At 71.1% G+C, this 13,228-nt stretch carries 14 protein-coding genes; 7 read left to right on the top strand and 7 right to left on the bottom strand.

Annotated elements, in window-relative coordinates; genetic code table 11:
- Nucleotides 1-608: 608 nt before the first annotated feature.
- From E8M80_RS23470 to E8M80_RS23440, 7 genes are all read right to left on the bottom strand, one after another.
- Nucleotides 609-830: a transposase gene (locus tag E8M80_RS23470; protein WP_137128166.1), complete on the bottom strand. Its 222-nt coding sequence runs from the start codon at nt 828-830 to the stop codon at nt 609-611.
- Nucleotides 815-1,114 carry a transposase gene (locus tag E8M80_RS23465; protein ID WP_137128165.1) on the bottom strand — a complete coding sequence of 100 codons (300 nt, stop codon included), beginning with the start codon at nt 1,112-1,114 and terminating at the stop codon, nt 815-817. The genes E8M80_RS23470 and E8M80_RS23465 overlap by 16 nt, the downstream gene beginning before the upstream one ends.
- 141 nt (nt 1,115-1,255) lie before the next feature.
- Nucleotides 1,256-2,134 carry a glycosyltransferase gene (locus E8M80_RS23460; protein WP_137128164.1) on the bottom strand — a complete coding sequence of 293 codons (879 nt, stop codon included), beginning with the start codon at nt 2,132-2,134 and terminating at the stop codon, nt 1,256-1,258.
- Nucleotides 2,135-2,171: 37 nt separating this feature from the next.
- Nucleotides 2,172-3,314 (bottom strand): DegT/DnrJ/EryC1/StrS aminotransferase family protein, encoded by a 1,143-nt coding sequence (locus E8M80_RS23455; protein ID WP_170979603.1) that lies wholly within the window; start codon nt 3,312-3,314, stop codon nt 2,172-2,174.
- An 11-nt stretch (nt 3,315-3,325) separates the two neighbouring features.
- Nucleotides 3,326-4,318 carry an NAD(P)-dependent oxidoreductase gene (locus E8M80_RS23450; protein ID WP_137128163.1) on the bottom strand — a complete coding sequence of 331 codons (993 nt, stop codon included), beginning with the start codon at nt 4,316-4,318 and terminating at the stop codon, nt 3,326-3,328.
- A gap of 60 nt (nt 4,319-4,378) precedes the next feature.
- Entirely contained in the window at nt 4,379-5,332 is a 954-nt protein-coding gene (locus tag E8M80_RS23445) for a potassium channel family protein (RefSeq protein ID WP_137128162.1), read from the bottom strand.
- On the bottom strand, nt 5,329-5,685 hold the full coding sequence (locus E8M80_RS23440) for a RidA family protein (RefSeq protein ID WP_137128161.1): 357 nt from the start codon (nt 5,683-5,685) through the stop codon (nt 5,329-5,331). The genes E8M80_RS23445 and E8M80_RS23440 overlap by 4 nt, the downstream gene beginning before the upstream one ends.
- Before the next feature lie 56 nt (nt 5,686-5,741).
- Here E8M80_RS23440 and E8M80_RS23435 point away from each other — a divergent pair, with 56 nt between their 5' ends.
- From E8M80_RS23435 to E8M80_RS23405, 7 genes are all read left to right on the top strand, one after another.
- On the top strand, nt 5,742-6,248 hold the full coding sequence (locus E8M80_RS23435) for a YqhA family protein (RefSeq protein WP_137128160.1): 507 nt from the start codon (nt 5,742-5,744) through the stop codon (nt 6,246-6,248).
- 292 nt (nt 6,249-6,540) lie between these two features.
- Nucleotides 6,541-7,191: a hypothetical protein gene (locus E8M80_RS23430; protein WP_137128159.1), complete on the top strand. Its 651-nt coding sequence runs from the start codon at nt 6,541-6,543 to the stop codon at nt 7,189-7,191.
- A 110-nt stretch (nt 7,192-7,301) separates the two neighbouring features.
- Complete coding sequence (locus tag E8M80_RS23425; protein ID WP_137128158.1) at nt 7,302-8,285, top strand: ABC transporter substrate-binding protein; 984 nt, start codon at nt 7,302-7,304, stop codon at nt 8,283-8,285.
- Between the two features lie 606 nt (nt 8,286-8,891).
- Complete coding sequence (locus tag E8M80_RS23420; RefSeq protein ID WP_170979602.1) at nt 8,892-9,302, top strand: carboxymuconolactone decarboxylase family protein; 411 nt, start codon at nt 8,892-8,894, stop codon at nt 9,300-9,302.
- A gap of 238 nt (nt 9,303-9,540) precedes the next feature.
- On the top strand, nt 9,541-10,242 hold the full coding sequence (locus E8M80_RS23415; protein WP_137128156.1) for a hypothetical protein: 702 nt from the start codon (nt 9,541-9,543) through the stop codon (nt 10,240-10,242).
- 131 nt (nt 10,243-10,373) lie between these two features.
- Entirely contained in the window at nt 10,374-11,333 is a 960-nt protein-coding gene (locus E8M80_RS23410; RefSeq protein ID WP_137128155.1) for a TAXI family TRAP transporter solute-binding subunit, read from the top strand.
- Nucleotides 11,334-11,340: 7 nt separating this feature from the next.
- Nucleotides 11,341-13,227: a TRAP transporter fused permease subunit gene (locus tag E8M80_RS23405; RefSeq protein ID WP_137128154.1), complete on the top strand. Its 1,887-nt coding sequence runs from the start codon at nt 11,341-11,343 to the stop codon at nt 13,225-13,227.
- Nucleotide 13,228: the final 1 nt, after the last annotated feature.

Raw genomic sequence — 13,228 nt, 5'->3', positions numbered from 1 at the left:
ACCAGATCATTGGCTGGCCCTTGCGTCGGCTCGCGCCGCGTCGTGGTCGGGATCCGACGCCGCGACACGCCGCGCAGCCCGGCCTGGCGCATCGGCCGTGCGACGCGCTTGCGGGCAGTCGCCGTGCCTTCGGCCTGCAACTCGGCACGCATCTGCGGGGCGCCGGTGGTGCCATGGGAGCCAGCATGGATCGTCCGGATCCGGCGCAGCAGGACGCCATCGACCTGCGCATGAGCCGCGGCCGAGACCCGTAGCATGCGGGCCATGACATGGATGGGGAATTCGGCTTGGGTAGCGCGCCCATGAATTCGAAGACCCGGACGGGGTCTTGTCCTGCGCGAACAAGGCCCCGGGCCGATCGCGGCTAGCCGCGATCGGTATCCGCCGCCGCCGTTCGTCGCTCCGACCTCACGATCCGTCTGGCGAACCCAATGCGCGATCGACCGCGCGTTTCGTTCGAACTCACGCGCAAGGTCCTGCGCGGTTCGTCCCGAGCCGACCAACTCCACCATCTGCCGCCGGAACTCCGGCGGCTAGGGGAGCCTGAATCTCGGCATCTCGAACACTTCCGTCTCAAGCCTCGGGGTGTCCACGAAGGCGGTTCAACTTCACGCCGTCGTGACATCGACACCACGGATCCGGCCGGCGCCCTCGTCGGTGGCAAGATGCGCGTTGTCGCCGTGGGTCGGCTTGCGACGGCGATGCCCGGCCCACCTGGCCTCGCCGTCCTGGCGAATGCTGGCCGACGGGATAAGCGTGGCGTCCACCAGCACGCCGGACTGCGCCAGGACGCCCTTGGCCTCGAGCCGCCACGTCACCGTCTCGACCAATGTCCGGGCCCGGCCCCGCTGGACCAGCACCCGGCGAGACGGACGAAGGCGATGCGCTCCGGCGTCCGCTCGTGCGCGGCGAAGCCGCAGAAGTGGCGAAAGCTTGCGCGGTCGTCCAGCACCTCCGCCAGCCGGACGTCCGAGAATTCGTGCCACGTCGCCAGCATCAGGGCGCAGAACAGGGCCGGTGGTCGCCAACCGGGCTCACCCCGCTTCAGCGCCGAGATGCCGACCAGCTGGCATTCGATCTCGGCCCGGTCGAGCAGGGCGGCAGTCCCGAGCAACGACACCACCGTCCTCGACTGCAGCCGCGCGATAAGATCTTCTTTCCTGAAGCGCCCTCGCACCGTCGCACCCCGCCCGCCGAGGACATCAGGGAATCAGGGCGTGCCGCATTGCATCGAGCACGTCCGCGTTCGGGTCACTCAGATCCCGCCGCCATGTCCCCGCCCGCCGAGCCAGGCCAGCGTGCCGCGCAAGGCCGCGACATCCCGCCGCAGCTTCTCGCGCTGCAGCGTGATGGTGTGGCCCACAATCTTGCCGAGCAGCCGGCGCGCCTGACGCGCCCCTTCCCGCCGTGCCGCGGAGGTTCCTTCGCGCTTGGCCAGAAAGCGCAGCCGCGACCACGCCATGTGGCGCGCCTTCAGCGTCTCGATCGCCGGCGAGGGTGCGCTCGAGCGCCCGCCCTCATGCAGCACCTCGGCCGCGGGCACGAGCATGAGGGCGTGGCCCGCGGCGCGGGCGGCGGCGCAGATGTCGTCGTCCTCATAGTAAAGGAAGAAGTCCTCGTCGAAGCGCAGCCCGGCCGACATCCGGAGCAGGAGGCAGGCGCCGGACAGGAACTCGGCGCAGAGCGGCCCTTCCGGCCAGGGCTCGCCGTCCCGCTTGCGCGGCAGCAGGCGGCGGCGCGCCTGGCCGGCATCCCAGGACCGCACGCGGCGCCCGCCCGGTGCCAGGATGGTGGGGGCGAGGATCGCGGCCTCGGGAAAGGCGTCGGCTGCCGCGACCAGGGTCGCGATCGCCCCGGCGGAAAGTCGCGCATCGGGGTTGGCGAGCAGCGCGAATTCCGTGTCCACCGGCTCGAGGCCGAGGTTGCAGCCGGCGCCGAAGCCGCGGTTCACGTCGCTGCGGATCACGCGGGCGCCGGCCGCCGCGGCCAGCGCGCCGCCGCCGTCGCGGCTGGCATTGTCCACCAGCACCAGCTTCAGCCCGACCGGCAGCGCGGCCAGGAAGCCCGTGAGCGCGCCGGCGCTCTCATGCGCAACCGTCACGACCGTGACGCGCAGGGGCGCGCCGGCGCTCACGCCCTGCTCACCGGATGGCGCGCCGGCGCGTCGGCCCTCAGGCCGCGAGCCCGCGCAGCGCCGTGCAGATGCGCTCGACCTGCGCGTCGGTCAGTTCCGGATACATCGGCAGGCTGAACACTTCCTCGGCTGCGGCGGCGGTTTCGGCGCAGCCGGCCGGGCCGAGCGGCGTGCGGTCCCGGTAGGCCGGCTGCAGGTGGACCGGCACGGGGTAGTGGATGCCGGTGCCGATGCCCTGCGCCTTCAGTGCCGCCTGCATCGCGGCGCGCTCGGGCGTGCGGAGCACGTATTGGTGGAACACGTGCTCGGCGCTCGCGCGCCGCACCGGCGGCGCCAGCGGGCCACCCGCGAGCGCGGAGTCGTAGGCCGCGGCGATGGCGCCGCGCCGCGCGTTGCCGGCGTCGAGCGCGGTCAGCTTCACGCGCAGGATGGCGGCCTGCACCTCGTCCAGGCGGGAATTCACGCCGACCATCGCGCTGACGTAGCGTTCCCGCCAGCCATATTGGCGGATCGCGGCGATGCGCTCGGCGAGGCCTGCATCGGCCGTGGCGAGCACGCCGCCATCGCCGAGCGCGCCGAGGTTCTTGGTCGGATATAGGCTGAAGGCCGCAGCGGTGCCGAGCGTGCCGAGCCTCGCCCCGTCCAGCGACGCGCCGTGGCACTGGGCGCAGTCCTCGATCAGCGGGATGCCCTTCGCGCGCGTGGCCTCGAGCATGGGGCCGAGGTCGCAGGCCTGGCCGTAGATGTGCACGGGAATGACGGCCGCGATGGGCGGCAGCCCGGGCGGCGGGTGGTCGAGCACGGAGACGAGTTCGTCCGCGTCCATCGTGTACGTGTCGGGGTCGATGTCGAGCAACAGGGGCGTGGCGCCGACCATCTCGACCGCGGCGACCGTCGCGACCGCGGTGTGGGAGACGGTGGCGACCGTCATGCCCGGGCCGATGCCGAGGCCCCGCAGGATGAGCGCCAGCGCGTCGGTGCCGTTCGCGCAGCCGACCGCATGCTGGCCCACGCCGAGCCAGGCGGCGAATTCCTGTTCGAAGGCAGCACCCTCCTTGCCGAGGATGTACCAGCCGGAGTCGAGCGCCCGCCGCACGGCGGCGTCGATCTCCTCCTTCTGGGCGCGGTAGCCGGCGCCGGGGTCGGCCTGCGGGATCATGGCGGGGATGGGCGCGTTCATGGCGGGGTGCCTTACAGGTAGTCAGCTAGCCGGGGACGATACCACGCGAGGCAGCGGCGCAACCCCTCGTCGAGGTCGACGCGCGGCACCCAGCCCGAAGCACTTCGGAAGGCGCGGTCGTCGGCGGCATAGGAGCCGATGTCGATCGGCGCGCGGTCGGCGGGAAATTCGCGTGTGTCGAAGGACCCCTGGCCGCCATTGGCCGCGATCAGGCGCGCCGCGAGGTCGAGCAGCGACACCGGCGGGCTGCCGCCGAGGTTGAAGACCTGGCCGGCCAGCGCCGGCTCGGCCGCGCGTTCGGCCGCCACCAGGAAGGCGGCGGTCACGTCGTCCACGTAGGTCAGGTCGCGCAGCTGCGCGCCGCCCCAGACCTCGAACGGTTCGCCCTCCAGCACGCGGCGGATCCAGATGCCGAGGAAGGTCTGCCGCGCGTCGCGGATGCGCAGCCGAGGGCCGTAGCAGTTCGTCAGCCGCAGCGAGACGACGGGGCGGTGATGGACGCGGTTCTCGAGCAGCCAGTACTGCTCGCCCGCCCATTTCGAGACGCCATTGGCGTCGGGCGGGTTGACCGGGTGGAATTCGTCGACCGGCAGGCTGCGCGGGCGGCCATAGAACTGGCGGGTGGAGGCGTGCACGACGGCGGCCTTGGGCGCCACTTCCCGCATCACGCCGATCAGCCGGACCTGCGCCACCGCATTGATGGCGATGTCGGCGACCGGGTCCTTCTGGCCGCCCATGTGGGAGGTCTGGGCGGCCATGTTGAACAGCACGTCCGCGCCCTCGCACAGCGAATGGAGTTCCGTGTCGCGGATGTCGCCGCGCACCAGGAGTACGCCCGCGCCCTCGAGGTTGCGCGCCGAGGCACCGCCATCGGGCATCATGGCGTCGAGCGCCGTGACGCGTGCGCCGTAACCCGCCAGCGCATGGCAGAGGTTCGAGCCGAGGAACCCGGCGCCGCCCGTCACCAGCACCCGTCGGCCGCGCCAGAAGTCAGGGGTCACCATCGCCAGGCCAATCCTCTCGAACGGGCGTGAGGTTCGCGCCCGATTGCGGCGGAAAACCGCCTAGTCCCCGGCGGCACCGGGGCGGTGCGGCGGATCGCCGCCGAGCACCCGCCGTGTCCGCATGATCTCGGCGAAGCCGAACAGCAGCAACACCTGGCCGGCGACCACCTGGAGCGACGCCAGAAGGCGGATCCCCTCGTCGTGCGGCGTGACGTCGCCATAGCCGACGGTCGCCTGGGTGACGAGGCTGAAATAGAGCGCGTCCGGGAAGGCCAGCGGCACCGGGCCCATCGGCCCGGCGAAGAGCGGCCCGCCCGACAGCCCCTGCGCGATCCGGTACAGGCAGGCGAAGACCACGACCAGCACCGCATACATCGCGAGGAAGGCGATGACCGGCACCAGCAGGCGGGAGGCGCGACCCGCCAGTTCCTCCGTCAGCAGCGCCATGTCGGTCAGCAGCCGCACCACGCCGCCGACGGACGCGGCGACCACCAGCGAGATCACCCCCATCGCGGCAAGCAGCGCCAGCCCCTGCTCGAACTCCGGCAGGCGGTTGACGGGCAGGGCGATCGAGCAGGCGCCGACCACCCAGACCGGCACCAGCCAGCGCGCCATGCGCGGCAGGTGGCCGAGGTCGAAGGGGCGCTCGGCCTCGGCTACCATGCGGAGGCTGCGGCGGCGGTGCCATACGGCGGCCAGGAAGGTCGCGACCGGTAGCAGGAAGCCTGTCGCGCGCGCGAAGGCGGGCGCCTCCGGGAAGCCCGCGCGCGCCATCACCGAGAAAAGGCAGGCATAGACCGCGAGGCCCGCGCTGGTGCCGAAGGCGAAATGCAGCCCGTGCGGGAACAGGAGGTAGAGCGTGCCGAGGCCGAGCGCCGCCACGCCGATGACAAGGAAGGGGAGCAGCGTCCCCTGGTCCGCGACGCCGCCCGCCACCAGCAGGCCGAAGCCGAAGGTCGTGGCGACGGAGCGCAGCCACCCTTCGGGCAGGCCGCGGCCCGGCGTTGTGCTCACGCCGGCGGCGCCAGCGCCACCCCCGTGATCTCGACCTTCCAGGCCGGATCGACCAGCGGCGCCTCGATCGTCATGCGGGCGGGCTTGTGGCCGCGGTCGAGCCAGGCATCCCAGGCGCGGTTCATCGCCGGCGCGTCGCGGATGTCGGCCAGCACCACCGTGACCGAGAGCAGTGCCCGCTTGTCGGTGCCGGCCTCGGCCAGCAGGGCATCGACCTGGCGCAGGATGTCGGCGGTCTGGCCCTCGGCGTCAAGGCTGGCATCGTCGGCCACCTGGCCGGCCAGCCAGACGAATCCCCCGGCGGCGACGGCGCCCGACAGGCGCTCCTCCTCGGCGATGCGGCGGATGGTCATGCGTCTCTCCTCCCGGGCCGCGCGATCGGCCATAAGCGCAGCCGGAGGTTCCCCCGATGCGACCGATTCTCGCCAGACTCATTCTCGCCAACCGCTGGATCGCGGCGGTTTTCCTGCTCGGGCTGACGGTCGCGCTCGGCCTGTTCGCCGTGCGCTACCTGGCCAAGGTGTGGAAGTTCGCGACCACGCTTTTCACCTCCCCCGAGGACCAGGCGCTGCTCGACCTGCTGCACATCCTCGACTGGACGCTGGTGGCGGCGCTGGTGGTGATGGTGATCCTGGCGTCGTGGGACAGCCTGGTCGCGCCCTTCGACCCCGAGAGCAAGGCGAGCGGCATGGCGTGGATCCGGAAGCTCGACCCCGGCAACCTCAAGGTGAAGCTGGCGGGTTCGATCGTCGCCATCTCCTCGATCCAGCTGCTGCAGATGTTCCTCCGCGCGGATGCCTACAGCGACCGGACACTCGCCTGGGCGCTCGGGCTGCACATGGTGTTCCTGCTAGGCGCGCTGATGCTGGCGCTGACGGACCGGATCGGCAGCGGCAGCCGGGCGGCCAAGGAGTGACGAGGCGTGCGGCCCGCACGAGGGGGTGAAATCCCCGTGATCGGCGCGGCAGCGCGGCGTGAAGGGGCGCACGCGGCCCGGGCGCCGAATTCCGGACTCAGTTGAATTCCTTAACGGCTCGACTTGAAGTCCGGGATGAAGAACAGGCCGGAGTTGTCCCTGATGATTCGCGTTTTTCCTCCGTGAAAACGATGAACAGAGACCGCCGCAGCGCCTCTTTACGCTTGCCCGGTAGCAGCCAGCCCTCCTTAATTCGCTCATAGGTTGAACACATGGGTTTGATATTCCTGCCATGAGCGAGATTCGACGCTTGGAGCGCCGTCCCGCACGGCTTGACAACATCGTCCGGGACCGTCTGAAGGCGTGGCCGCAGCGCCCACCGGGCGCGGCCCCGCTCGGCGACGGTGGCGCCTGGCTGCGCGGCCGGCCTTGCGACGGCGAGCCCGTCGCGCAACCCTATCTGAAGATCCCGGGCTCGGACCGGATGCGTACCATCCCCGACGGGCTCTGGCTGCATTTCGCGGGCTCGGCCGAGGACCCCTATGCGGACATCCTCTGCATCGAGGCCTGCTCGACCTTCCAGAACCTGCTCGACAAGCGGTCCCGCTTCGCGCCGTCGACCATCGCGCTTCTCGCGCATTGCCCGCTGCCCTGGCTGCTGGCGCCCCTGCAGGCGAACGACGCCACGCTGCGCTGGCACATCATCCCGTTCCTGTCTGGCCCGCCGGCCGCGGCGCTGACCGTGCCCGTGCGCGACCTGCGCGTCCTCTATGGGCTGCAACGCACCCATTACGACGGCTTCGCCCGGCACCAGATGCCGCATCCGCACGAATACTTCTGCCCGATGGAGGCCCTGACGGCGCATGAGGGGCACGAGAACCCGGCCATGCGCTCCCTCCTCGCCCGGGCCTCCGCCGCCTCGGCCTTCATGGACCCGCCCTGACGGGGGCTGTCATCGCTTCTTCATTCCGTTCCCCCCTGCCCATCCGGCCCGGCCGCCGATAGAAGCGCGCGGGCGGGCGCCGGTGCCCGCGGGTCCGACGGGAGAGACGCATGACGCGGCGATCGGCACTGGTCCTCACATTGGCGGCGCTGGCGGCGGCGCCGGCCGCGGCACAGGGGGTCTCGGGTCCCCTGGTGCTCTACACGAGCCAGCTCGAGGCCGATGCGGCGCAGACCGTGGAGGCCTTCCGCCAGCGCCACCCGGGCGTCACCGTCGAATGGATCCGCGCCGGCACCAATGCCCTGATGCCCCGGCTCACGGCCGAATTCGCCGCCGGCAACCCGCGCCCGGACGTGCTGCTCATCGCCGATGCGCTGACCATGGAGGGCCTGCGCGCCGAGCGGCGGCTCCGCCCCAGCCCCGACGTGGCGCTCGGCGCCATCCCGCCCGAGCGCCACGAGCCCGCCCGGCACTACTTCGCGACCAAGCTCATCACCACCGGCATCGTGGTGAACGCCCGCGCGCCCTTCGTGCCCGCGCGCTGGGCCGACCTGCTGCGGCCCGAGGCGCGCAACCTGACCGCCATGCCCGCCCCGTCGGTCTCCGGCGCCGCGGCGATCCATGTCCAGACGCTGGCCCAGAGCCCGGCGCATGGCTGGGACTACCTCACGCGCCTCACGCGCAACGGCCTCGCGGTGCGCGGCAACAACGGCGCCGTCATGCAGTCCGTCGCCGGCGGCGAGAAGGCCTTCGGCATCATCGTGGACTTCCTGCCGATCCGGCAGGCCGCCGCCGGCGCGCCGGTCCGCTTCGTCTTCCCCGAGGACGGGGTCTCGGCCGTGACCGAGCCGGCGGCGATCCTCGCGACCGCGCGCAACGTGCCGGCCGCGGTCGCCTTCGTGACGTTTCTGCTGTCGCGCGAAGGGCAGGAGCTCGCCTCCCGCCAGGGGTTCCTGCCGGCCGACCCGTCGGTGGCGCCGCCGGCGGGCTTCCCGGACCCGCGCAGCGTGCGCGTGCTGGGCTTCGACGCGGCACGGGCGGCCGCCGAGCGGGCGCAGGAGCTGCGGCGGTTCCAGGCGCTGGCCGAGGAATAGGAAGGGCAGGGGAGGAGAACCTCCCCCGCGCCCCCTCCCTTCTCTGGCACCTGGCGCCCCACCGGGCAGGACAGGCGCCAGGTGACAAAGACGGAGGCGGATTCGGGGCATGGAACCACTTATGCCGAACTTTCATCGCCCCTTCGCCAGCTCCCTGAGCGTTGTGCGGGCAGTAGGCCGATTTCTGGCGGGCTCCCGGTTCGGCGCTTCATCACAATCCGAACACCGCTTCCCCTTCATGGCGCCCGCCCCCATCGGTCAGAGTGCCGGAAAAAATTACCCTCGCAGAGGATCCGTTCTCAGGGGCGGGACCATGGCCGCAACCCGGCCAGCCGGGCCGGACGATGCGCCGCGGCGTCCAGGGACCGACCATGGCCCGGCGGCGCACTTCCGCCGGGCCGAGGCCGGCGGCGTGCATCTCCCGCAGCGTCGCGGCGCGGTGCCGCTGAGCGGGGCGCGGCTCGCTTCCCGAATGCCGGGTTGGTGGAGATGGCTGCAGGCGCGATAATCTGACCGCCGCGCTGCGGATCCGGGCCAGCGGCGGCGCGAACAGGATCCGGCGACGCCGCATCGAAGCGCCGACCGTGACCCGAGGGGAAGATGAACATGTCGAAGGGTGAACTCTGGGAGAGGGGCGATGCCGTGCGCCGCCGCCTGATTGGCGAGGCGGCGGTCGGGCGCATGGCCAAGGGCGTCTACGACGACCCGATCATGGAGACGTTCGGCGACTACGCGCGCGAGGCCGTGTTCGGGATGCTCTGGTCCCGCGAGGGCCTCGACCTGAAGACGCGCGCCCTGATCTGCGTGGTGTCCGACACCGCCATCCATGCCTGGCCGGAACTCGCCATCCACCTACGGATGGCGCGACGCATGGGCTGGACCGAGGTCGAGCTGTCGGAGGCGCTGCTGCACATGAGCGGCTATGTCGGACTGCCGGCGGTGCGTGAGGCACTGATCGTCGCGAAGACCGTCTTCGCCGAGATGCGCGGCGAGCCCGACGGCGGCCTCGGAGCCTAGCACGGATGCGCGGCCGCCCGTGCCGCTCACCTGCTGACGGTCGGCCGGATCGGCGACGGACCCCGAGGATGCGCCGCTGCGTCGGCGCGCGTCTCGAGAGACCCACCTCCCGCGGTGCTGCACCTCAACCCGCGCGGATGATGTCCTTGCAAGCGCGCGAGTTGCGCCGACACGCTCTCGTCAGCCGACCAGCTGCGTGTGAACGTCACGCTGAAGAACCATCGGGACGGGGTGCAAGATGACCAGTGCGAACGGGCTACCCGATGCTGCCGCGGTGCGGGAACGGCTGGAGGCGGTTCGACGTTCGCGCGGCTATCTGCTCCCGAACCAGGGCGTGATGGCGGCGGCGCTGCCCGATCTGCAGGACGCCGCGGCGGTGATGTACCGGGCGCTCACGCTCACCGATCGCCACCTCACGGCCTTCGAGCGCGAGTTCGTGTGGCTCGCCATCCTCATTGCCTGCGAAGAACATGTCGGCACGCATCACGTGCGGCTGTTCCGCGACACCGGCGGCACGGATGCCCAGGCGGAGGCGTGCTGGCGGCTCGTGGCGTTGGCGCGCGGCGCGCGGGCGTTCGCCTTCCTGGACGCGCATTGGCAGTCCCACTTTGCCGCCCTTCCTGCCGCGCGTGCCTATTCCGATGCGGCCCGTGCGCTGCTGGCCGGTTCGCCCGTGCCGGAAGGGCTCGCGAGGATCGCCCTCATCGGCGTGCATGCGGCGCTGTCCCAGTCCTGGGCGCTCGCGGTCGAGATCGAGGCCGCCTACGCCGCGGATGTCGGCGAGGGAAAGATCGCGGAGGCCATGAGTCTCGCGGTGTGGCCAGCCGGGATGAACCGGCTGATCGAGGCAGGGACGGTTTGGCGCGACCTCATCCGCGCGCGGCGCGTTGCGGCTTCGCCGGGATTCCGCGCCTGGGCCGAGATGCCGCACGCCTATTGAACGCATGCGGCGCGATGATCGCCGTCGGGGGGCGATGGCGTTCGGCCGCCGATCCGCCGGTGGCGATCGGTGTCTAGGCAATCGCGGCCGGGCGGTTCCATACTCCCTGAGAGCAACCGGGAGAGCCTTCGATGATGCGCAGGATTCTTGCCTCCACCGGTCTGGCCGTCGCGCTGGGCTTCGCCGTCCTGCCGGGCAGCGCCGCGGCACAGGGACAGGCGCCGCAGCAGCTCACCATCTTCACGGGGCCACAGGGCGGGTCCTGGTATGCGATGGGCGGCGGCCTCGCGCGCATCTTCCAGGAAGCCGGCGTGCGTGCCTCGAGCGAGGTCGGCGGCGGCGTCTCGAACCTTGCCGTCGTCTCGGCGGGGCGCGGCGAGATGGGCTTCACCATGAGTGTCGTGCCGCCGGCCGCTGCCGCAGGCCAGGCGCCGTTCCGTGCGCCCATCACCAACCTGCGCAGCATCGGCATGATCGGTCCGAACCACGTGCACATCGTGGTCGCGGCCGACAGCGGCGTACAAAGCCTCGCCGACCTGCGGGGCCGGCCCTTCGCGTCCCAGCCCGTCGGCAACGTGACGACCGAGGCCTTCCGCCTCGCGCTGCGAGCCGCTGGCATGAGCGAGGAGGACCTGCAGCTCACCCGTGGCGGACAGGGCTACGGCGCCTCGCAGATGAAGGACCGGCGCGTGGTCGGCTTCACGGCGACGACGCTGCTGCCGAGCCCCGCCTTCCTCGAGGTCGCGCAGAGCCTCGACGTACGCTTCCTCCCGATCGACGGTGACCTGCGCGCGCGCATGCGCCAGCTCAACCCGGGTTTCCGGGACGGCGCGATCCCGGCCGACACCTATCGTGGCCAGGTGGCTGCGGTGCCGACGGTGGTGACCGACCAGCTGCTGTTCATCCGCGCGGATATGAGCGACGACCAGGCGTACTGGATCGCGCGGACCATGGCGCAGAACATCGCCAAGCTGCGCGCCATCCACGTCTCGCTCGCGAACCTGCAACTCGCGGAGTTCGCGCAGACTTCCGGCATGGAATTCCATCCCGGCGCCGCCCGCTACTGGCGCGAGGCCGGCGTCCTGCGCTGAGCCGACAGTGATCGGCACGGCGGATGCGCCAGGCGGCCTTGCCGCCTGGCTGGAACGGGCTCGCACCCTCGTCGCGGTGTCGATGTCGGCCTACCACCTCTGGACCGGCTTCTTCGGCACGCCGGTGGGGGAGGTGCATTTCCCGCTGCACCTGCTGCTCGCCCTTGTCGTGCTGTTCCTTGCCCGCGGGCAGGACGGGGCGGTGCGACCGCTGGCCCTCGCCTGGAATTTCGCGCTGATCGGGATCGCCGGCGCCGCAACCGGCTACCTCTTCCTCAACGCGCAATACGTGACCGAGCGGATGTTGTTCGTCGAGCCGCTCACGCTGACCGAAACCGTGCTGGCGATCGGCTTGCTCCTCGTGGTGCTGGAGGCGGCGCGGCGGACGGTCGGCTGGGTGCTCGTCATCATCCTGCTGGTCTTCCTGGCCTATGCACTGTTCGGCAACCAGTTGCCCGGCGCGCTCTGGCATCGCGGCTACAGCCTGGAGGCGGTGCTGGAATACACCTACCTGACGACGGAAGGCGTGTTCGGCGCGCCGCTCGGCGTCATGGCGAACTACGTGTTCCACTTCGTGCTGTTCGGCTCCCTGCTGGCGGCGAGCGGCGCGGGGGACTTCTTCACCAACCTCGCCCGCGCGCTGACCGCGCGCACCGTGGGCGGTGCGGCGAAAAGCGCCGTCGTCGCCAGCACCTTCATGGGCATGCTGTCGGGCAGTTCGGCGGCGAATGTCGTGACGACCGGCGCCTTCACCATCCCCGCCATGAAGCGCAGCGGCTACAACAAGGAATTCGCCGCGGGGGTGGAGGCCGTCGCCTCCTCCGGCGGGCAGATCACGCCGCCCATCATGGGCGCGGCCGCCTTCATCATGATGGAATTCACCGGCGCCTCCTACGCCACCATCATGGGCATCAGTGTCATCCCGGCAGCGCTCTACGCCATCGCGGTCTTCATCATGGTGGACCTCGAGGCACGGCGCCTGAAGCTCGCGGCCTTCGTGGACCCGGATGCGCCGACGGCGCTTGAGGTCCTGACGCGACGCGGCTACCTGCTCGTCGCGATCTTCGTGATGATCGCGATCCTGGCCGACGGCTACACGCCGACGACGGCCGCGGTCTGGGCGATCGCGACGCTCGCGGTGCTGCTGGTGCTGTTCGACCCGCCGAACCGGCGCCGCATTCTCAAGGTCTGCTGGGATGCGATGAACGAGGCGCCGCGCCTGGTCGCGCCCGTCACCGTGGCCTGTGCGGTGGGCGGCATACTCGTCGGCATCATTGGCCAGACCGGGCTCGGGCTCCGGCTGTCCGGGCTGATCCTCGATGCGGCGGGCGGACAGACCATCGTGCTGCTGGTCCTGACCACCATCATGGGCATCATCCTCGGCATGGGGATGCCGACGTCTGGCGCCTACATCATCATGGCGGCGCTGCTGGCGCCGGGGCTCGTGCAGGGCGGCGTTTCGCTGCTCGCCGCGCACATGTTCATCATGTGGGTGGCCTCCAAATCCTCCATCACGCCGCCCGTCGCGATTGCCTCCTACGCCGCGGCGGCGGTCGCGGGCAGCGATCCGTGGCGGACCAGCTGGGTGGCGTTCCGGCTTGGGCTGTCGATCTTCCTCATTCCCTACATGTTCGTCTTCGGGCCGCAGCTGCTCGGGATGGGGGAGCCGCTCGATGTCGGGCTCGCCTTCGTCACGGCGACGCTCGGCATCTTCGCCCTGTCGGTCGCGATCATCGGCTGGTTTCTCGTACCGCTGCGGATGATCGAGCGACTGGGCTTCGCGGCAGCCTCGCTGCTGCTCATCACGCCGGGGTCGCTCACGGATCTCGGTGGCATCGCGCTCATCCTCGCCCTCGGCGGGATTGCGCGCCTGCGGCGCTCCCGCGCCGCCTGAC

This window comes from Roseomonas sp. HF4, from assembly GCF_005222755.1.
In the GTDB taxonomy this organism is placed as follows: Bacteria; Pseudomonadota; Alphaproteobacteria; order Acetobacterales; family Acetobacteraceae; genus Neoroseomonas.
Note: the sequence above shows the minus strand (reverse complement) of the source record. Positions and strands in the feature narration are given on the sequence as shown.